This is a genomic window from Pseudoflavonifractor sp. AF19-9AC (genome assembly GCF_003478995.1).
Taxonomy (GTDB): domain Bacteria; phylum Bacillota; class Clostridia; order Oscillospirales; family Oscillospiraceae; genus Lawsonibacter.
On sequence record NZ_QUGI01000006.1, the window covers coordinates 180854 to 201686 of the forward strand.

Here is a 20833-nt window from a genome sequence, read left to right on the forward strand (position 1 = left end):
GCAGTCAAGATGATGGGGGCGCAAAAATTGTTTCCCATACCCCCAGAGGGGCCGCTGGAGGAAGCAAAAAAGATGCATGAAGAGTGTGGCTTTCAGCGGTATTAGATGAAATGATTCCGAAGATATCAGTAAACAAGCGATCCAATGTGGGACCCGCACTATTTGGTACCAGCTCTGCCCTCATGATGGCGCTGAACGTGGCACTGGGTACTTGAGTGAGCGAAGCTGTGACTTTTATATCTGCAAAAAGAATTCCCATTGGGACAAAGAACGGCAGGAAAAATAGAAAGAGGAAGATTTCCATGACGCTTGCGGAATTCCGCCGGGCCTATCCCGTGGCCACTTTTTTGGTCAGCAGTGGGAAGCCCTTTGTCTACCGCTACTATGAAAATCCAAACGCCAAGGCCACGCTGGTGCTGCTCACCGGTGGCATTGGGTTGTCTGATCTGTTCTATAAACATTTTGTCCGGTTTGCTGAGGAGTTTTCCGTGTTGACCTTTGACTATCAGATTCCGTTTGCGGACAACGCCCAGTTTGCCGACGCTGTGGCGGAGTTACTCCGCCATCTGAAAGAAAAGGTTTGGCTGGTGGGACAGTCTCTGGGCGGCGTGGCGGCTCAGATCATCGCCCGACGCCATCCGGATGTAGTGGATGGTTTGATCCTCTCCAATACCTGTTCCCTGTCCGGCAGCATGAGCGAGGCCGGGTATCAGGACCTGATGAAGATGATCCAGAGCCAGCGGACGTTCAAAAAGTGGCTGGCGGTCCTGCCCTTTTCCCTCATCAAGCGGATGATGAAGCGGGCGGTGATGAAGAAGAAAACCGTCGGCTTCACCGGGGCGGAAAAGGCCGTGATGGAGGAACTGTGCGACGCCATGCTGGAGCAGCTTACCAAGCCCTACGAGGCGCACATGATCGACTTTCTGGTGGACGCGCAGCACCATTTCGGCATGACCGGGGACGACTTTGCCCCTTGGAAGGGGAAGGTTCTGCTGATCCTCTCTGAGGATGACACCACCTTCACCCCGGCCTGTAAACAGGACCTGATCGACCTGATGCCCGAACCCGCGGTGGTCACTGATCTGACCGGCGGGCACCTGGCGCTGATGGTGCGGCTGGAGGACTATGTACAATTGGTGACAAAATTTATCAAGGCTCAAACAGGAGGATGACGATGTCCAAGTTAGGTATTGTGGAGGACACGCTGTTTGTTCCCATGCTGGGCAGGATCTATGCCAGTGAGCACTGTCCGCAGGTTTTGTACGATGAAAAGGCACTGGAACTGAAAAAGAAACTGCCGCCCGGCTTGCTTGGGAAGAGCGGCCAGAGCCAGTATACCCTGCTGGCCTCCGCCGCTCGGTCTGCCAATATGGATCGCTTCATCCGGGCGTTTCTGGAGCGCAGACCGGACGGCGTCATCGTCCAGCTGGGCTGCGGGCTGGAGACGACCTATTACCGCTGCGACAACGGAAGGATCCGCTGGTATGCGGTGGATCTGCCCCATGTGGTGGAGTACCGGCGGGCACTGCTGCCGGAGCCGGAGCGGGAGATCTATCTCGCCGGAGACGCCTTTGCCGAGGACTGGATCAGGCAGGTCCGCTCCGATGTGCCGGATGCTCCCATTCTGGTCACCGCCGGCGGGCTGTTCCACTATTTTGAGGAAAGGAAGGTTGTGGACCTTCTGCGGATGCTCACAGGGTTTGGAGCGATCGAAATCGTCTTTGACACCGTGAGCAAAAGCGGTATGGCCATGATGCGAAAGAAATACATGAAACAGGTGGGGCACGCGGATGCGCAGATGTTTTTCTATGTGGACTCGGCGGCAAAACTGGCCGGGAAAATCGGCGGCGGGGTCAGAGTGCGGGCCGAGGAGCCCTATTACCGCCATATCCCTCGGAAGGGGTTGAAGCCATCCACGAAGGTCAGCATGGCGGTTTCCGACAGGCTCTTTATGGTGAAGATGATAAATTTGAAGCTGTAAAAGCGACCGTTTTGTCTGTGTCTCATTGCGGGATCTTCCGGGTGCGCATAGACGAGCGGTTATTTGTGCCGTTGTATGCCGTTATCACAAAAATCCGCAGGGCGGAAAAATTTTTCTTCCGTTTGCGGGCAGCATCGACTTGTCAGACCAATTGTGACGTCACTTCAAAAGATTTGAACGGGGCTTTTCGGTGCTGACCCTTGACGATCAAGTCCCTTTGCGGATGCCGCAAAGGAGCAGCTTCATCATCCGGTGGAAAGAGTTTGCCCGGTGGGCAGTCTTTTAGGGGATGTAGCAGCACAGGTCATCGCTGTCCGCCACCTGTAGGTTGTGGGGGGGCGGATTCTCTCCAATACGTGTTTCCTGTCCGGAGGAATGCGCGAAGAGGAGCGTCAGGAGCCGATGAAATCATCGGGGAACAGCGCGCCTTCCAACATCGTTCTTGACACATTTCCAGTATGGTGGTATCCTGATTTGCGAATGATTTGCAAATCAGGGAGGCGTGGGGATGAAAAGGTACGATACCCGTCAGAGGGATTCTCTGCTCGACTTTTTGAATCAGCACCCGGATCAATCTCTGTCTGTACGGCAGATCGCCCAGGCGCTGTGCGCCCGGCAGATCAGCCTCAGCGCCGTCTACCGGAATCTGTCCCAGCTGGAGGCGGAAGGGCTGATCCGCAAATCGGTAAAGCCGGGCAGCAGAGAGTCCTATTACCAGTTTGCGGGTGCGGAGGGCTGCCGCTCCCATCTGCACCTGTCCTGCACCCGCTGCGGCAAGACCTTCCACATGGATGGGGAGCACACCGCGCAATTGACCCGCGCCATGTGGGAGCTGGACGGGTTCGACCTGGATATTTTCAAGACAGTCCTGTACGGCGTGTGTCAGGACTGCCACCGCACATAACATCATTCTCATAGACTTCAAAAGGGGGGAGAAGAACATGACGAAAAAAATGCGTTTTGCCGCCGCCTGCGGGGCGGCGCTGCTGGTGTTTGCTCTGTTCTTCTCCGTATTTTTTGTCGTCGCTGAGGCGGACCACGACTGTATCGGCGAACACTGTACCATCTGCCATCAGATCCACATCTGCCAAAAGCTGCTGGAGCAGCTCTCCGCGGCCCACACAGCCTTGGCCGGAGGAGCGGTGCTCGGCTTCTCCATGCTGCTCCTCGTCCTGCGGACGTGGAACGTCTTTGCTGCCTCTTCCCCGGTTTTGTGGAAGGTAAAACTGCTGAATTAAACAGAACGCCAATGACAAGGGGATCGGTCTGCCCATCCGGACAGGCTTTTCTGGCGCATGCCCGGAGCCCCTTGTATTTTTGCGCCCATTTTTCAGTTTCTGTATGAATTCGGAGGTTTTATCCTATGAAAAAAGCAATATCTATCGCTCTCTGCCTTGCGCTGGCCGCAGGGATTATGTCCGGCTGCGGCACCGCGTCCGCCCCGGAACGCGGCGGCGAAACGCTGCGGATCGTCACCACCATTTTCCCGGAGTATGACTGGGTGCGGGAGATCCTGGGGGATCGGGCCAACCATGTGGAGCTGACGATGCTCCTGGATGATGGCGTAGATCTCCACAGCTTCCAGCCCACCGCCGATGATATGGTCACCATTTCCAACTGTGACCTGTTTCTCTACACAGGAGGAGCGTCGGACTCCTGGGTGGAGGACGCCCTGGCTAACGCCGGCAATCCCGATCTGGTGGCCATGAACCTGATGGAGGTGCTGGGGGACGGCGTAAAAACAGAGGAAGTGGTTGAGGGAATGCAGGAGAGCGAGCATCATCACCACGGGGAAGAAAAGCATCACGAGGACCACGACCACGAGGACCACGATCATGCGGACGAGCACATCTGGCTGTCTTTGAAGCATGCCGCGGTGCTCTGCGACGCTATTGCAGATGCTTTGGGCGTCATCGACCCCGCGCATCAGGAGACTTACGCCGAAAATGCCGCCGCTTATATCCAGAAGCTCAGTACCCTGGATGGGCAGTATCAGGCTGCCGTGGACGCCGCTTCCACCCGCACCCTGCTCTTTGCCGACCGGTTCCCCTTCCGGTATCTGGCGGACGACTATGGGCTTACCTACTATGCCGCCTTTTCCGGCTGCTCGGCGGAAACGGAGGCCAGCTTTGAGACGGTGGCCTTCCTGGCCGGTAAGGTGGACGAGCTGTCCCTGCCCTGTGTGCTGACCATCGAAGGCGCCGCGCACAATATTGCCCAGACCGTCGTGGCAAACACCAGCGCCAAAAACCAGGAGATCCTGGTATTGGACTCCATGCAGTCGGTAACAGCTGCTGATGTGGAGGGGGGAGCTACCTACCTGGGCATGATGGAGCAAAACTTGGAGACCCTGAAAACCGCCCTGGGCTGAGAGGAGGGCCATCACATGATCCAGATGAACTGCCAGGGCCTGACCCTGGGCTATGATTCTGCTCTGGTGCGGGATCTGAGCTTTACCGTGAGCATCGGGGACTACCTGTGCATCCTGGGGGAAAACGGCGCTGGAAAATCCACCCTGATGAAGACCATCCTGGGCCTGCTGACGCCCCTGGAGGGCTCGGTGACCCTGAGCGGTGGGGTGGGCGCCAATGAGATCGGATACCTGCCCCAGCAGACCCAGGCCCAGCGGGATTTTCCCGCCACTGTCTGGGAAGTGGCTCTGTCCGGCTGCCAGGGGCGGTGCGGCCTGCGCCCCTTTTACACCAGGGCGGAAAAGGAGCTGGCCCGGCAGTCCCTCCGGCGCATGGATATGGAACGATTCTCCAGGCGATGCTATCGGGAGCTGTCGGGGGGCCAGCAGCAGCGGGTGCTGCTGGCCCGGGCTCTTTGCGCCGCCCGGAAGATGCTGCTGCTGGACGAGCCAGTGGCCGGACTGGATCCGGCGGCCAGCCGGGAGCTGTATCAGGTCATTGCCCGGCTGAATCAAAAGGATGGCATGACCATCCTGATGATCTCCCACGACGTGGAGGCCGCTCTCCACTACGCCAGCCACATCCTCTATCTGGGGGAGCAGGTGTTTTTCGGAACCCGGGATGCCTTTGTCCGATCCACTCCCGGTCGTGGAATTCTGAAACCGAGAGGAGGCAGCGACCATGGAATTGCTGATTGAGAAGCTGGTCCAATACTGGGCCTATCCCTTCGTCCGCTACGCCCTTGTGGTGGGCGTGCTGGTGGCCCTGTGCGCATCGCTGCTGGGGGTCACGCTGGTGCTCAAGCGGTTTTCCTTTATCGGGGACGGGTTGTCCCATGTGGCCTTCGGGGCCATGTCGGTGGCCTCTGTTTTGAACCTGATCAATGACATGCCGCTGGTCATGGGCATCACGGTGCTGTGTGCCATCCTTTTGCTGGGGGCGGGTCAGAATTCCAAAATCAAAGGCGACGCCGCCATGGCCATGCTCTCAGTGGGCGCGCTGGCCATAGGCTATTTGATGATGAATGTATTTTCCACCTCCACCAATCTGACGGGGGATGTCTGTACCACCCTGTTCGGCTCCACCTCCATTCTCACTCTTACCCAGACCGAGGTCTGGATGTGTGCCGCACTATCGGTGGTGGTGGTGCTCTTGTACCTCTTTTTCTACCACAAGATCTTTGCCGTCACCTTTGATGAAAGCTTTGCTTCGGCCACTGGAACCAGAGGCAGGGTGTACAATCTGATTCTGGCGGTGGTGACGGCGGTGGTCATTGTGATGGCCATGAATCTGGTGGGATCTTTGCTGATCTCCGCCCTGGTGATCTTCCCGGCTATGTCCGCCATGAGATTGTTCAAAAGCTTCCGGGCCGTTACCATCTGTGCCGCTGTTCTCTCTGTATTTTGTGCCGCCGCAGGAATCATTACCTCCATTCTGGCCGGTACACCGGTGGGGTCCACCATTGTTGCCGTGCAAATTGCACTGTTTGTCCTTTGCTCCCTTGCAGGATGGATAGGAAGGAGATGACCGATGAAACGCCAAGCAATTTTGTTTCTGGCGGGGATGTTACTCTTGGCCTGCTCCGCATGTGGAAAAAATGAAGGCTCTGGGCAAGCTGAGAATCTGACACCGCCCACTGTTTCTCAACAGGCGGAAGCAACTCCGGAGGGTACACCATCCGCCGAATCCGAATTGCCCGGGGAAGAACCGCTGCCGGCAGAAGGCGGGGATGGGCAGGGAGACGGCCCGGCGCCTCCGGTTGTCGGTTTCGCGCCGGAAGAGGGAGAGACAGAAAACCCGGCTGCGGATCCGCAGCCGGATTCTCAGGAAGTGACCACGGTGTCCGTGGATGTGGATCTGACCACCCTCAGCAGCACCATGGTCTACGCGGAAGTGTTCAACATGATGATGTCGCCGGATGACTATATCGGAAAAACCATCCGCATAACGGGAATTTTCACGGTATATCAGGACCCTGAGACGAAACAGGTCTACTGTGGCGTGATTGTACAGGACGCCACCGCCTGCTGTGCGCAGGGGTTTGATATCGCCATGCCCGAAAACGCCCTCTATCCTCAGGACTATCCCCCCGCCGAATCGGAAGTGACTGTTGTGGGAGAGCTTCAGGCGGATCGTTCCATGGAAGAATACGGGATGATCTTTCTCCGGTTGGAAAATGTGACATTTGAATAAGCGCCCCGGATCCCGCGGCCCGAAACGCCAGGCACGGCGTTTTTTCTGCGTGCTTGCCGCAAGCCGGCTTTCCACGCAAGGGAAGGCTTCTTCGTACCCCGCCTTCCCTTGCTGGCAGTGCGGGCATAATTTTGTCAAGCACCTGCGCTGACCGCTGTTTATCATGGGGATCCCAGGGCGGCCAAGCCATGATTGACCCTCTGCCCATGCAAATGTCCATTATGATCCACGGATGCTTCAGAATAGCACCTCTGATTCCATCTGAAAAAATCTGCTTCTATTCTGCGGATGCCGGCCTTCAGGAATACACGGTATGTCATTGACATCTGATGCAGGCAGTGCTAAAATCAAGAGGAGTTAGCTATGACTAACCACTGCGCTTGAAGGAGGTTTCACTTGGATCATACCGTATTGCTTGCTTTTTTTCTGACACTGCTGGCTGGGCTCAGCACCGGGATCGGCAGCTACATCGCGTTTCTCTGCCGGCACACCAACCGGAAATTTTTGTCGGTTTCCCTGGGCTTTTCCGCCGGCGTCATGATCTATGTCTCGATGATCGAGATATTTTTCAAGGCACAGGATGCGTTGATTGCCGAAATGGGGACCCGCCCCGGCAGCTGGGCAACGGTTGCGGCGTTTTTTGGCGGCATGCTGGTGATTGCTGTCATTGATAAGCTGATCCCCTCTGCGGAGAATCCCCACGAAGTAAAGCTCATGGAGGACGCGGAGAAGGGTGCCCATCAGCCGGGGCGTTTGATGCGTATGGGTGTCTTTACGGCACTGGCCATTGCTATCCACAACTTTCCGGAGGGGCTTGCCACCTTTGTATCGGCTCTGCAGGAACCCGGCGTAGCCATTCCCATTGTAGTAGCTATCGCGATCCACAATATTCCGGAGGGTATCGCGGTATCCGTGCCCATCTATCAGGCCACGGGTTCCCGGCGAAAAGCTTTTTGCTATTCCTTCCTCTCCGGGCTGGCGGAGCCCTTGGGGGCGCTGCTTGGCTGGTTGGTTTTACGCCCGGTGATGAGCGACACCGTGTTTGGAGTGCTGTTTGCCGGAGTCGCCGGGATTATGGTATTTATCTCCTTTGATGAATTGCTCCCTGCCGCCCGGGAATGCGGGGATCACCATCTGTCCATCTATGGCCTGATTTCCGGCATGGTGGTGATGGCGGTCAGCTTGCTGTTGTTTTTATAGATCGCTCCCCCGGAATGCCGGTTTGAACGACCTCTGGAGAGGGGGCGGTTTCCGGTGCACAGGAAGGGCGATCCGCTTCAAGGGACTCTTGACGGCGCGCCTTCCGGTTGTTATAATTTCATCAGCGGTTAGCTATTGCTAACCGACATCAAAGGATGCGGCTCTCCCAAGGGGGCAGGTTCCATTCCATGAGGCCCGATCCCGGCCTGATGGGCCGCTGAAAAAGACTTCATCTGCTGAAAGGAGCATCTCCATGAAACACGAACTATCCGCTGACCTGAACCGCTATCTGGCCAATGTGGCCGTGGAGTATGTGAAACTCCACAACCTCCACTGGAATGTGGTGGGATCGAGCTTCAAGCAGGTACACGAATACCTGGAGACGCTGTACGACGGCTTTGCCGGCGTGATGGACACCGTGGCCGAGCTGCTGAAGATCCACGACGCTTCTCCGCTGGCCTCTATGAAGGATTACCTGGCCGCAGCCACCCTTCAGGAACTGGATTCCGCAGAGCTGCCCGCCGTCGAGGCGCTGGCCGTCGTGCGGGGCGATCTGCTGGTGCTGAAGGCTCAAGCCGAGGAAATCCGCGTCGGCGCCGAGGAGACCGGGATGTATGACGTGGCCTCCGCCATGGAGGACCAGCTCACCGATTACAACAAGACCCTCTGGTTCCTTCGGGCCATGGGCAAATAAAAGACGCAGGTGAGCTCACTGGGGGGTGCGTTACGGGCGGCGGCCCAGCGCGGCGGAACAGGAGGCGGCATGATTACTTTAACGGAAAGCATTCACATCGACGCGCCTTTTGAGGCGCTCTGCGCCTGGGTGGACAACTTTGAGCGGGAGTTCGTCCGCTGGAGCCCCTATCATCTGGAGTGCCAGCTGCTCACTGGCGGGATCGGTAAAGGAGACCGAGTGCGATTTTACGAGATCGTCATGGGAAGGGACTACGACGTGACCGGCACCATCGTGGAATCGGAGCAGGACACGGATCGCTTCCGCTTTACCTTCCGAAGCGACGCCGGAACGGCCCGGATTACCTTCGAGGGGCGTCGAACCGCCAAGGGCTGCTTTTTTACGCATACGGAATCCTTCGGCCTGGGCGCCCCTGTCATCGGCCCCATCATCAATTTTATCCTGTTCCGTGTTTTGTACCGGAAGAAGGCCGACTGGGAGCTCATACGGGCCGACATGGCACTGGACAACCGCTACCTGGCGGAGATCCTGACCAGCGGAACCCATCCGGCCCGGATTGCGCCGGAGCGGCTGAAGCATATGCCGCCCGGCCGCCCGTCTTCTGCTCCGGGCAAAAGGAGATGATCCCGTGGGCCGGAAAAGCGTCACATGGGAAAAGCCTTACGCAAGCGGGGCGCGCGGTATTCAAAGCCCCGCGCCATCCGCTTCCCAGTCAGTCGATTGCCGGAGCTGCGTGATCTATGGAAACGAGGTGAGACCCGGTGCAGGAGCTGAACTACCTGAAAGATAAAGTTATAACACCAGGGCCGGCACCCTTTGTCAGCCATGCCACATATCCTGTGGACGATGGCCATGCAGATCTTTGGCTCTATGATATTTTTCCGGGCGTACAGCTGATGGTGACGGATTTTGCCTGTGAGACCTGCTTTCAGGATGGCATGGAACAGGATGTGATCGGCATTCATCACTGTGCCCGCGGGCGGTTTGAATGCGTCTTTGACCGCTGGAACTACGTCTATATGGGCGAAGGGGACATTGCCCTCAACAGCATGCTGCACCCGCCCATCGGCGCCTCCTTCCCCCTGAAGGATTACTTTGGCTCTACCATCATCCTGTACCCCCAGACCTGTGACGATGTGCCGGAGCTGGCCGGTCTTGGGATCAGCGCCCGGGAGATTTTCCGGAAATACGGTCTGGCGGAACATTGCCGGGTCTTCCGCCGCAATGAGGCGGTGGAGCATGTTTATCGGGAGCTGTACGGAAGCCTGGCCAACCCCCGGTTGACCTTCCTGCGACTGAAGCTGCTGGAGCTGCTCTATCACATTCGGGCCGACCAGACTATTTTTGAGGAAAACCGTGGCTATCTGCCCAAGGCGCTGACGGAAAAGATCAAACATGTGAAAGATCATATGCTCCAGAATGAGGACGGACGGATCAGTCTGAAGGAGCTTGCGGCGGAGCATGAAATCAGCCTGACCCAGTTGAAAGCCGGGTTCAAGCAAATCTATGGGGAGACTCCCTACGCCTATCTGCGCAGCTATAAAATGCACTGTGCGTCCCAGCGTCTTTTGGAGACAGATCTCCAGATTGGAGAAATTGCTTTGGAACTGGGGTATCAGAATCCCAGCAAATTTGCCCAGGCATTCCGTGCGGTTGTAGGCTGCACTCCGGCCCAGTACCGGAGCGGCAGGAAAAACAAATAAATGCTTTCCAACATATCCCGCCTGACCGCGGGATATGTTTTTGACCTTTTGGAGCATTTACGCCCTCAGCGGACTTTTTAGAGTGGAACAAAGAAATTGGATACCATATAATCATTGAAGGTTAGACATAGCTAACCAAGGGCAAAAGAAATTGATCTTGAAAGGCAGGATTCCATATGAAGTCCAAGTTGACCACAAAAGACTTGATCGCCGCTGGCGCGTTTGCCGCCATATATCTGGTGCTGCTGACGGTGCTCTCCACCATGGTGCTGCCCATTGTTCCGGTGCTCTACCTGGCCACTCCGCTGATTGCCGGCATTGTATTGGGGACAGTTTATCTGCTGTATTGCGTGAAGGTACCTAAAACAGGCGCCATTTTCATTCTTGCGCTGCTGGTGGGCGCCATTACTTCCATGGCAAGTATTTACCCTCTGATCGCCGCAGTGGTATGGGGCGTGGTTGCGGAAGGGATCGCGTGGGGGAAACGGAGACGCTCGCCCACTGCGCTGGCCGCCAGCTACTGCGTGTTCAATCTGACATCCATGGGGCCCTTTTTCTCCCTGCTGTTGGCAAAGGATGCCTTTCTGTCCACCTGCGCGACCTACTATGGCCAGGAGTACGCCGATGCCATTGACCGCCTGACGTCCGACTGGATCATTGCCGTATTTGTTGCTTTGGCGCTGTTGGGCGGCATCCTGGGAGGAATGTTCGGAAAGAAACTGCTGAAAAAGCATTTTTCAAAGGTCGGGGCAGTGTGAGTGGGCAGGTGCACAGTCGTTTTCACCCCGATCCAAGAAGTAAATTGGCCCTGTTTGTGGCGGCTTGTCTCTGCGTTTTTTCCGGGATGACCCGGATGCAGGAGATCGTCCTTCTGCTCCTCTGCATCGTTGTCCTGCTGTTGAGTAAAAAAGCTGGAAGGGCGGTGGCGGTGGTTCTGCTGTTTCTTCTGATGACGCTGGGAGACCATTTGCTGGTGAGCCGGCTTTCCGGGGTGGCTCAGTATGCCGTGCTGATGATCTGCCATGTGCTGCGGTTCCTTTTGCCGCTGGCCGTCTCTTTCTACCTGGTCACAAAGACGGTGACGGTGGGGGCTTACATCAGTGCCTTTACCGCCATGCGCCTGCCGGGGTTGGTGGTCATCCCCATGGCCGTAATGTTTCGTTTTGTTCCCACCATGACGGAGGAGTGGCAGGCGGTTTCTCAGGCTTTGCGCCTCCGGGGGCTGGGAGCCACGGGAATCAACAGCATCCTCCACCCCATGCGGCTGCTGGAGTATCTTCTGGTCCCGTTTCTCCTCCGGTGCTCGGAGGTGGTGGACGAAATGTCGGCGGCGGTTATGGCCAGGGGCTTTGACAAGGATCGGCCCAGGACCAACTACCTGGAACTCAAACTGGGCGTATTGGACTGGGTTTTGATCCTTGCGTCACTGGCGGTCACAGTATGGAATCTGGCGTTTTGAAAGGGGAGCAGCCCGATGATTCGGTTTCAGGAGGTTTCCTATACATATTTATCTCAGGGGTCAGAGGAAGCGCAGAGTCCCAGCCTGGACCACATTTCATTTCACATTCCCAAGGGACAATGTGTGGTGCTGTGCGGTAAAAGCGGCTGCGGAAAGACGACGCTGCTTCGCATCGTCAACGGCCTGGCCTGCCATTTTTACCAGGGCAGATTGGAGGGGGATGTTTCGGTAAGCGGTATGGCGCCTGCATCGGCCTCCCTGCCGGAACTCGCCCGGGTGGTGGGCAGTGTGTTTCAGAATCCCCGAACCCAGTTCTTTCACACGGATACCACGGGAGAACTGGCCTTTCAGCTGGAAAACCAGAATATGCCCCGGGAGCAGATGCGGTGCCGCCTGGACCAGGTGGTAACGGAGCTGGGGCTGGAGTCGTTGATGGAGCGCAGCATCTTTGCCCTGTCCGGCGGTGAAAAACAGCAGATCGCCTGCGGCAGCGTCTATGCGTCCATGCCCCAGGTGGTGGTGCTGGACGAGCCGTCCTCCAATCTGGACCTGGAGGGCATCCGAAAACTGCGGGGCTTGCTGGAGACCATGAAAGCCTCCGGCGTGACAATCCTGGTGTCCGAACACCGCCTCTGGTACCTGCGCGGTCTGGCGGATCGGTATCTGCTGCTGGAGAGCGGGAAGCTCCGTGGGGATCTTGCGCCGGAACAGATGACGGCTCTGGATCAGCAGACACGCCAGGCCCTTGGTCTGCGGGCCGTGGATCGAGGGCAGTTGTTCTCCCTTTGTCCCCAGGCACGGCCGGCAGAACGGATGGAACCCGGTCTGGAGCTGCATGGCCTCTCCTGCTGCCGGGGCCGCCGGGAAGTGCTGCATATCTCTCACTTGCAGATTCCCAAAGGGGCCATCGTCGCAGTGGTTGGGAGAAACGGGGCGGGAAAATCCACCCTGCTGCTGACCCTGAGCGGACTTCTGCGCTTCCGGGGAACGGTGAGAGTTGGAGGGGAACCGACAGCGCCCAAAGCGCTGTCCCGCCTGTCTTATCTGGTGATGCAGGAGGCGGGACACCAGCTGTTTTCCGATACGGTGCTGGGAGAGCTGACGCTGAACGATCCCGACATATCAGAGCAAGACGCCCAGGAGATCCTGGCGGCTCTGGGGCTTGCGGGGCTGGAAAGCCGCCATCCCGGATCTCTTTCCGGCGGGCAGAAGCAGCGGCTGTCCCTTGGCGTCGCCCTGGCCAGCGGCCGCCGGCTCCTGCTCTACGATGAACCCACCAGCGGTCAGGACGGAGAAAACCTGCTGCGCACCGCACGGCAGATCGCGAGCGCGAACCGGAATGCGGTCTGTACCCTGATGGTCACCCATGACCCGGAGCTGATCTTTCAGTGCGCCACCCACATTCTGCATTTGAAGGATGGAACACCCCAGGCGTTCTTTTCCCTGAATCGGGACGGCGCCGCCCGTCTGTGGCAAATATTCGGAGAGTCGGAATTTGATGAGTTTGATTCTGAAAGGAGATTGAACAACATGAAGTATTTAAGCGTATGGAATCAGCTGGTGCAGCTGCCTTATCTCAACCTGTACGGCAAGGTGGTGAGCAGCGCTTTGGAACTGGATCTCTTTACCCATCTGCAGGAGAAGAAAACCCCTGCAGAACTGGCCCAGGCCATGGGCTGGAACGAGACGAATACCGGGTATCTGCTGGCAACGCTCGGTACCTACGGCTTTGTGCAAAAAGAGGGCAACGGCTATGTCAATTCCCAGGAAGCCCAGAAGTATCTGGTCCGGGGAACGCCGGACTATCTGGGCGGTTTCATCCATTTTTACGGCCAGAACGAGGGCATGGTGCCCATGGATGTGAAAAAGCTGCTGACAGAAGGCCCTCAGCCCATGCCCCGGATGGAGATGGAGCAGAATCTGGATTTTGCCCAGTACGGCCAGATGCTCCGCATGTCCGAGGAGGGATACCGCCAGCAGGAAATTTTGCGCATTGTCCGGGAGCTTCCGGAAAACAGCACGATCCGCCGGGTGCTGGATGTGGGCTGTGCTGCCGGGCTGCTGGGGCTGGCTGTCATCGGCGACGGGGCAAGCCGCTCCGGTGTGCTGTTGGATCAGATCCCATCTCAGATCATTCAGCCCTCGGTGGACGCCGCCGGGCTGGGAGAGCGTGTCAAGGTGTTGCAGGGGAACTTCCTCACCGACGATCTTGGCGGCGGCTATGATTTGATTCTGGCCGTATCCGTCATGCTCTTTGCCAAGGGCGGTATGGAGCCGCTGATGAAAAAGTTCTTTGATGCGCTCTATCCCGGCGGCGTGCTTCTGGTGGTCTCCGAGGGAATCGCAGAGGACCTGTCCGGCCCCTGGGACATGATGACGGGCTATCTCCCCTATTTCCTCAACGGCATGGATCTTGCAGTACGCGCCGGAGAAGTGGAAACGGCAGCCCGGGCGGCGGGATTCACTAAAATTGAGAGCCGCACCGAACAGCTGTGCTCCGGCACCCAGGATATCCTTGTGATCCGAAAATAAGATGGCCGACAGGACGATTTGTTTGCCTGAAATCCACAACGGGAGCGTCATCAGCGCAAAGATGACGCTCCCGCTTTGCCATGGAAATACAAACACAGGGGGAGAACCTATGCACGAGTATTATCGAAAAAACAAGGGCAAACTGCAAAAGGAAATGGACGGGTATCTGAAGCTTGTCAGGTCGGAGATTGAGGAGGTTTTCGGGAAATCCTATCCCCAGGCTTTTGCAGAGATCTGGACCTGCTATGAGCAGGAGATGCTGGAGCACTTTCCCTTTATCGGAGGGGACAGCAGCAGCGGCACCAGGAATTTGACCGGCTGCATGTTCTTTGTGGCTGTCGGTGTGGTGGGCAAGAAATATGGTCTCTCCACCAACGACTGGGGACGGCTGGCAACCACTTTGTATGAGCGCCATTTTGATCAAATGCCCCGCCTTCTGCGCCGGTTGGCTGGCGGACTGTTTCACCACTGTCCCGGCCTTGTTGCGAAAGCGTTGAAGAAAAAGGACAAAAGGAACGCGGAAAACGCTGCGAAAAATCCTGGCAGCTTTTTGACGCAGACCATGGAACCCACAGAGGAGTATTCCATGATCTATCATAATCTGGTTTGCCCCATCTATGAATTTTGCAAAGAGAGAGGATACATGGAGTATCTGCCCTATATGTGCAACCTGGACTATGTTATGTTCCGAGCCTTTGGGGTTTCCTTGTATCGGGAAAAGACCTGCTCTGCCGGGGATGGCGTGTGCGACTTCAAGATTAAGCGCAGCGCTCCCATTCCATCTGTATGGCCGCCTCATATTCTGGATGCGTCTGATCCGCTAAAATGAGGCTGTTGCATTGGATGTATCCACATTGCCGGTTTTTTATTATCGTCACATCTCTCAAAATAGGTTGAAGTTGTCCACCAGGGTTCGCATGACAATTTCAGATCCATTCAGTATGGTGAAAATGGTGCATCTGTGTTATGATAAAGCATATATCTCCCGACCAAATAGGACAAAGTCGTCCAAACGGAGCGGAAAGAACGGCGATGTGTCGCTATACTCAGTAAGAAAGGGCGCGCTAAGCGCCTTTTCTCAGAAATAACGGTTAGCATAATCTAACCGCGTTAAAGGAGAGCGGTACATCATGAACACGCAGAAAAAAGGGATGGCGGGAAAGGACATCATTACGGTGGGAATTTTCTCCGCCATCTACTTTGTCATCAACTTTGCTTTTATGCTACTCAGCGGTCTGCATCCCCTGCTTTGGATCTTGATGCCTGGCCTGATCGCCGTATTTGCGGGTATCCCATTCCTGATGATGTGTACTAAGGTGCCAAAGACCGGCGCAGTGGTCCTGATGGGCTTTATTACGGCCTTGATCTACTTTGTTACTGGCCAATTCACGGTGGTGATTCTCATTGCTTTTGCGGTGAGCTGCATCCTGGCGGAGCTTTGCCGGATCTGTAGCCATTACCGGTCTTTCCGCGGTAATGCTCTGGCCTATGTGTTCTTCTCGCTGGGGATGATCGGCTCCCCGCTGCCTGTCTGGATCATGCGGGACAGTTTCCTGGCGCAAATCAGCCAGCAGGGAATGCCGGAAGCCTATGTCTCTACCTTGGCAGCATTGACCTCCCCGGGTATGATCGTGGTTCTGGTGGGGGCTCCTATTGTAGGAGCGATACTGGGTATCCTGCTGGCCAAGGGAATGTTCCGCAAGCACTTTGAGAAGGCGGGGATTCTGTAACATGGAGGAGGCACGGCGCTGTTTGGTGTTCGACCCCAGGGTGGGTCTTGCTCTGCTGGTCTTCGCCAATCTGGCGGCCTTCAGTGAGCAGCCTTTTTGGATGGAAATGACATGGATCGGTTTTCTCCTGTTCCTGATGCTGCTCCATCACTGCTTTGCCATGGCGGGGAAAAGCCTCTTGATTTTTGGGGGAATCCTGTGCCTGCAATACTGGATTTTGCCGGCCGCGCCGGGATGGGCTGCTACCAGCTTTTCCATTTTCGCTAACTATGCCCGCCGGATGATGCCCTGCCTGATGATCGGCTTTCTGATGTTTCGCCGGACGCCTATGCCCTATCTGGTGGCTGGAATGCGGAAGATCCACTTCCCTCAGCGGCTGATCGTAGCCGTCTCGGTGACGCTGCGGTACTTTCCCGCCATTCGGGAAGAGACAGGCTATATCCGTGATGCGATGCGGTTGCGGGGCATCCGGGGATTGGCAAAGCTGGAGGGGATCATGGTTCCCCTGATGGTTTCCGCTACCGGCACTGCGGAGGAGCTGTCCGCAGCGGCAGTAACCCGGGGAATCGAGGACCCAGCACCTAAGACCAGTCTGGTGGAGCTGCGGGCCACGCCGGTGGACAGCACCGCATTCGTTGTGGGCGTGGGGTTGACTGCTGTCCTTCTGGCAGTCAAATTGGGGGTGTTTCCATGGTAGAACTGCAAGATGTGTCCTTTTCCTATACAAAAGAAAGAGGCACCCTCACCCACGTGAATCTGACCATCCGACCGGGCGAGTGTGTCCTGCTCTGCGGCGCTTCCGGCTGCGGAAAGACCACCATCACGAAGTTGGTCAACGGCCTGATCCCGGCATTTACGGAGGCCTGCACGCTGACCGGACAGGTCCTGCTCCACGGCGCACCGGTGCGGGAACAGCCTCTTTACCAACTGGCCCGGCAGGTAGGGTCTGTTTTCCAGAACCCCAAAAGTCAGTTTTTCAACATGGATTCCGACAGTGAGCTGGCCTTTAGCCTGGAAAATCGGGGTATGACTCGGGGTGAGATCCTCCGCCGGCTGGATGATACCACTGACCGCCTACATCTGAAGCGGCTGAGGGGCCGGAACATCTTTGCCATGTCGGGCGGAGAAAAGCAGCTGCTGGCCTTTGCCTCGGTCTATGCCATGGGGCCGGAACTCTACATTCTGGATGAACCTACGGCCAATTTGGATCGGGATACCATTAACAGACTCCATGATCAAATCGCATACCTGAAAAGTCGGGGACACACCATTCTCATTGCGGAGCATCGGTTGTACTTTCTGGCGGACCTCATAGATCGGGCCGTCTATCTGCGGGATGGGATCGTGGAGCGGATCTGGAGCGGAGCAGAATTCCGGCGGCTGGCTGAGACAGAACGGATCGCTCTGGGCCTTCGCACACTCACGCCTACTCAGGTGACTCTGCCGCCCTCCCGCGCCGCGGGGGAACGGGATGGACTGTCTGTGGAGGGACTGTGCTGCCGGTACAAGCGGGAGCCGCCGATATTTCAAAACCTTTCCTTCTCCGCCCGCCCGGGAGAGGTGCTGGCCGTCACGGGTGACAATGGCGTGGGAAAAAGCACCCTTTCCCGCTGCTTGTGTGGCCTGATGCGGGAGAGTGCCGGAACGATCCGCCTCAACGGCCGCATCCTTGGTGCGAAGCAGCGGCAGCGGATTGCCTGCTGCGTCATGCAGGATGTGAACCATCAGCTCTTTTCCGATAGCGTATGGGGAGAGTGCCGGCTGGCTATGGAAGGGCTCTCTGACCAGCGCATTCAGGAGGTGCTGGATCGGCTCAATTTGCTTGCGCTCCGGGAAAAGCACCCTATGGCCCTCTCCGGCGGTCAGAAGCAGCGTTTGGCGGTGGCTACCGCCATGCTGTCCCAAAAGCCGCTGCTGGTATTCGACGAGCCCACCAGTGGTCTGGACTATGCAAGAATGCAGGAAGTGGCTCGCTGCGCACGGGAACTGGCGGACGAGGGGCGGGTGGTTCTGGTGGTGACCCATGACCGCGAATTTCTCCAGTGCGCCTGTGATCGAGTCCTGGAACTTTGAGAAAGGAGCTGAGCCGCAGTGGCATTTTTACAGGACAGCCAACCGGATCTGTGCCTTTTGGCCAAGAGTGGTGGGTGCAGCGTTTATCAGCTGCGAAATGAGAGCGGCGAGGGAACCATGACCGTCTATGAGGTGTTCCCCGGCGCTACCATCCTGTATAACGATTTCCACATGGCCTATTGCGACTCCTCTTTTGAAACCCGACAGGATCTCCTCTGCATCGACTATTGCCGGGAGGGCCGGATGGAATACGCTGTGGGCAACGATGCGTTCTCCTATGTGGAGGCAGGTGACCTGAAAGTGGATCGCCGCCTGAAGCACAAAGGATACTTTTCTCTCCCGTTGTCCCACTATCATGGCATCTCCATGTGCTTTGACCTGTCCATGATCCCCATGGAGCTGGCTCGTCTGGCGGGAGACTATCCTTTGGATCTGGCTGCCATCCAGCAGAAATTCTGCCCGGATGCCCGGCCACGGGTCATTCACGGAGCACCCTCGGTGGATCACATTTTTCAGGAGTTGTGTACCGTACCGGAGCGGATCAAAATGCCCTACTTTCGGGTAAAGATTCTGGAGTTGTTGCTGTATCTCGACGCTCTGGAATTGGGAAGCGGAACGGAAAAGCCATATTTTTACCGTTCTCAGGTGGAGACAGTCAAGGCTATCCGCTCCTACCTGGCGGAGCATCTGGATCAGCATATCACGTTGGAGGCTCTGTCCAGACAGTACCAGATCCCTTTGACCACCATGAAGGCCTGCTTCAAAAGTGTATATGGCAGTCCGGTGAACACCTATATGCGGGCACTGCGGATGGATCGGGCGGCTCTGCTGCTTCGGAAAGAACCGGAGGCCAGCGTTACAGAGATCGCCGGAGCGGTGGGCTATGACAGCTCCAGCAAATTTGCCGCGGCTTTTCGGGCGGTGAAGGGACAAACTCCGCTGGAATACCGGCGAGGCGGCGGGAATCCCGTTCTCTCTTTTCCTGACGAAACGGAGTGACGCTGGCTGTGCGGAGCGGCAAGCACGGGTAAGAACCGATACAATAGGGCATGGTGAGAGATGTCTCACCATGCCCTATTTTTTGAAAGGAGTGGTTTTGTGAAACAACGCAGCTGGCTGGCCATCCTGCTCTCCTTTGCCGGTCCCTGCCGGGGAAAGCTGGTCTTGTCTGTTATATGCGCAATTATCAGCGTGGTGGGGGGCTTTGTGCCGTATCTGGGGGTCTATGAGATCCTTCGCCTGTTTATCCATCAGTCGGCCTCCGGAACGGAGCTTCTCCGATGGGCTGGAGTGTGTCTGGCGGGATATACGGTCAAGGTGGCTTTTTACGCCTTTTCGACTATGCTGGCTCATGTGTCTGCCTACACCATTCTGGAGGGCCTGCGCCGTCAAGTGGCCCAAAAGCTGATGCACGCTCCCTTGGGGAGTGTGCTGTCGAAGCCCGTCGGCTCCCTCAAAAGCACCATCGTGGATCGGATCGAGGACATTGAGCCGCCGCTGGCCCACATGATCCCAGAACTGAGCTCCAATGTGCTGCTGCCTATCGTGGTGGTGATCGCCCTATTTGCCTTGGATTGGCGGATGGGCCTTGCCTCCCTTGCTACGATCCCGGCCGCGCTGATCCCTATGGCGGCGGGCCTGCGGACCTACAACGAAAAGTATGCCGCCTACATGGCAGCCAATGCTCAGGTCAACAATATCATCGTGGAGTATGTAGAGGGCATCGAGGTGGTAAAGGCTTTCAACCAGAGCGGTGCCTCCTATGAGAAATTCGTCCGGTCAGTGACCAGTTTTCGTGACTTCACGCTGGATTGGTTCCGCTGCACCTGGAAGTCCATGAACCTGTGCCTGTCCATCCTGCCTACCACGCTGCTGGCTACCCTGCCGGTTGGGATCGCCCTGTATCAGACCGGCGTCCTGGACCCGGCACGGCTGGCTCTGTGCTTGATGCTGGTGTTGGGTATCGTGTCCCCGCTGGTGCAGGCTGCAGCCTTTCTCAATTCCATGAAGAGCATGGAATTTGCCGTCCGGGACACTCGGCATCTGCTGGATCTGGAGGAACTGCCAGAGGCGTCCGAGCCCGCCCGCCTCTCCGGCAGCGGTATCACTTTGCGGGATGTGTCCTTCTCGTATAGCGGGAAAGAAGAGGACACTGTGCTGCGCCACATTGATCTGGAACTTCCCGCTGGCACCTTCACCGCTCTGGTGGGTCCCTCCGGTGGCGGCAAATCTACGGCAGCCCGGCTTATCGCTCGGTTCTGGGATGTGACGGATGGCTGCATTGCCATAGGCGGTGTGGATATTCGGAATCTCACACTGAAGCAGCTGGCGGATCAGGTCAGTTTCGTGACACAGGACAATTTCCTCTTTGACTGCTCTCTGAAAGAAAACATTCGATTGGGGAAGCCGGACGCCACGGAGGAGGAAGTTTGGGCGGCTGCCCGGGCTGCTCAGTGTGAGGAGTTTTTAGGGCGGCTGGAGCATGGATGGGATACCCCGGCGGGTGAAGCGGGCAAGCAGCTCTCCGGTGGGGAGCGGCAGCGGATCGCCATTGCCCGCGCGATTCTGAAGGACGCCCCCATTGTCATTCTGGACGAGGCCACCGCCTTTACCGATCCAGAGAATGAGGACAAGATTCAGCGTTCCCTGATGGCGCTCTCCCGGGGGAAAACGCTGCTGGTTATTGCCCACCGGCTGAGCACGATTCAGAACGCCGACCAGATCGTGGTGCTGGAGAAGGGCCGTATTGTGGACAAAGGCACACAGCCGGAGCTGCTCAGCCGATGCCCGCTATATCAAAAGCTATGGCAGGCCCATGTGGGTGCCCAGAACTGGGCGGTTGGAAAGGAGGCTTGAC

General features: G+C 57.0%; 22 protein-coding genes. 21 read left to right on the plus strand and 1 reads right to left on the minus strand.

The window, feature by feature from the left end; translation table 11 throughout:
• Positions 1–4 precede the first annotated feature (4 nt).
• Complete coding sequence (locus tag DWX58_RS15420; RefSeq protein ID WP_147382267.1) at positions 5–304, minus strand: hypothetical protein; 300 nt, start codon at positions 302–304, stop codon at positions 5–7.
• Here DWX58_RS15420 and DWX58_RS11520 point away from each other — a divergent pair.
• The 21 genes from DWX58_RS11520 to DWX58_RS11620 all read left to right on the plus strand — a co-directional run bounded on the left by DWX58_RS11520 (position 303) and on the right by DWX58_RS11620 (position 20832).
• Positions 303–1172: an alpha/beta hydrolase gene (locus DWX58_RS11520; protein WP_118643977.1), complete on the plus strand. Its 870-nt coding sequence runs from the start codon at positions 303–305 to the stop codon at positions 1170–1172. The genes DWX58_RS15420 and DWX58_RS11520 overlap by 2 nt on opposite strands.
• A gap of 2 nt (positions 1173–1174) precedes the next feature.
• The gene (locus tag DWX58_RS11525) at positions 1175–1981 is read left to right on the plus strand and encodes a class I SAM-dependent methyltransferase (RefSeq protein WP_118643979.1); all 807 of its coding nucleotides are present in this window, start codon (positions 1175–1177) and stop codon (positions 1979–1981) included.
• A gap of 508 nt (positions 1982–2489) precedes the next feature.
• Positions 2490–2885, plus strand: a complete 396-nt coding sequence (locus DWX58_RS11530; RefSeq protein WP_118643981.1) for a transcriptional repressor — start codon at positions 2490–2492, stop codon at positions 2883–2885.
• A gap of 37 nt (positions 2886–2922) precedes the next feature.
• On the plus strand, positions 2923–3219 hold the full coding sequence (locus DWX58_RS11535) for a hypothetical protein (RefSeq protein WP_118643983.1): 297 nt from the start codon (positions 2923–2925) through the stop codon (positions 3217–3219).
• Positions 3220–3344: 125 nt separating this feature from the next.
• On the plus strand, positions 3345–4352 hold the full coding sequence (locus tag DWX58_RS11540; protein WP_118643985.1) for a metal ABC transporter substrate-binding protein: 1008 nt from the start codon (positions 3345–3347) through the stop codon (positions 4350–4352).
• 15 nt (positions 4353–4367) lie between these two features.
• Positions 4368–5090, plus strand: a complete 723-nt coding sequence (locus tag DWX58_RS11545) for an ABC transporter ATP-binding protein (RefSeq protein ID WP_118643987.1) — start codon at positions 4368–4370, stop codon at positions 5088–5090.
• On the plus strand, positions 5074–5919 hold the full coding sequence (locus DWX58_RS11550) for a metal ABC transporter permease (protein ID WP_087260104.1): 846 nt from the start codon (positions 5074–5076) through the stop codon (positions 5917–5919). Before DWX58_RS11545 ends, DWX58_RS11550 begins: the two co-directional genes overlap by 17 nt.
• A gap of 3 nt (positions 5920–5922) precedes the next feature.
• Positions 5923–6585 carry a hypothetical protein gene (locus tag DWX58_RS15145; RefSeq protein ID WP_147382268.1) on the plus strand — a complete coding sequence of 221 codons (663 nt, stop codon included), beginning with the start codon at positions 5923–5925 and terminating at the stop codon, positions 6583–6585.
• Between the two features lie 396 nt (positions 6586–6981).
• A complete protein-coding gene (gene zupT, locus DWX58_RS11560) occupies positions 6982–7785 on the plus strand; it encodes a zinc transporter ZupT (protein ID WP_118643990.1) in 804 nt (267 codons plus the stop codon).
• A 253-nt stretch (positions 7786–8038) separates the two neighbouring features.
• Positions 8039–8479, plus strand: coding sequence for a DNA starvation/stationary phase protection protein (locus tag DWX58_RS11565; RefSeq protein ID WP_118643992.1), 441 nt, complete (start codon positions 8039–8041; stop codon positions 8477–8479).
• Positions 8480–8548: 69 nt separating this feature from the next.
• On the plus strand, positions 8549–9103 hold the full coding sequence (locus tag DWX58_RS11570; protein ID WP_118643994.1) for an SRPBCC family protein: 555 nt from the start codon (positions 8549–8551) through the stop codon (positions 9101–9103).
• A gap of 272 nt (positions 9104–9375) precedes the next feature.
• On the plus strand, positions 9376–10182 hold the full coding sequence (locus DWX58_RS11575) for an AraC family transcriptional regulator (protein WP_243093443.1): 807 nt from the start codon (positions 9376–9378) through the stop codon (positions 10180–10182).
• Between the two features lie 176 nt (positions 10183–10358).
• Complete coding sequence (locus DWX58_RS11580) at positions 10359–10940, plus strand: MptD family putative ECF transporter S component (RefSeq protein ID WP_118643998.1); 582 nt, start codon at positions 10359–10361, stop codon at positions 10938–10940.
• An 8-nt stretch (positions 10941–10948) separates the two neighbouring features.
• Positions 10949–11641, plus strand: coding sequence for an energy-coupling factor transporter transmembrane component T (locus tag DWX58_RS11585; protein ID WP_279229866.1), 693 nt, complete (start codon positions 10949–10951; stop codon positions 11639–11641).
• A gap of 15 nt (positions 11642–11656) precedes the next feature.
• Positions 11657–14173 carry an ATP-binding cassette domain-containing protein gene (locus DWX58_RS15245; protein WP_158579272.1) on the plus strand — a complete coding sequence of 839 codons (2517 nt, stop codon included), beginning with the start codon at positions 11657–11659 and terminating at the stop codon, positions 14171–14173.
• Positions 14174–14282: 109 nt separating this feature from the next.
• Positions 14283–15002, plus strand: a complete 720-nt coding sequence (locus tag DWX58_RS11595; RefSeq protein WP_243093447.1) for an L-2-amino-thiazoline-4-carboxylic acid hydrolase — start codon at positions 14283–14285, stop codon at positions 15000–15002.
• 301 nt (positions 15003–15303) lie between these two features.
• Complete coding sequence (locus DWX58_RS11600; RefSeq protein WP_118644004.1) at positions 15304–15903, plus strand: MptD family putative ECF transporter S component; 600 nt, start codon at positions 15304–15306, stop codon at positions 15901–15903.
• A 1-nt stretch (position 15904) separates the two neighbouring features.
• Positions 15905–16600, plus strand: a complete 696-nt coding sequence (locus tag DWX58_RS11605) for an energy-coupling factor transporter transmembrane component T (protein ID WP_118644006.1) — start codon at positions 15905–15907, stop codon at positions 16598–16600.
• Positions 16594–17976: an energy-coupling factor ABC transporter ATP-binding protein gene (locus tag DWX58_RS11610; protein ID WP_118644008.1), complete on the plus strand. Its 1383-nt coding sequence runs from the start codon at positions 16594–16596 to the stop codon at positions 17974–17976. The genes DWX58_RS11605 and DWX58_RS11610 overlap by 7 nt, the downstream gene beginning before the upstream one ends.
• 18 nt (positions 17977–17994) lie before the next feature.
• Complete coding sequence (locus tag DWX58_RS11615) at positions 17995–18975, plus strand: AraC family transcriptional regulator (RefSeq protein ID WP_118644010.1); 981 nt, start codon at positions 17995–17997, stop codon at positions 18973–18975.
• Between the two features lie 60 nt (positions 18976–19035).
• Positions 19036–20832 (plus strand): ABC transporter ATP-binding protein, encoded by a 1797-nt coding sequence (locus tag DWX58_RS11620; RefSeq protein WP_118644012.1) that lies wholly within the window; start codon positions 19036–19038, stop codon positions 20830–20832.
• Position 20833: the final 1 nt, after the last annotated feature.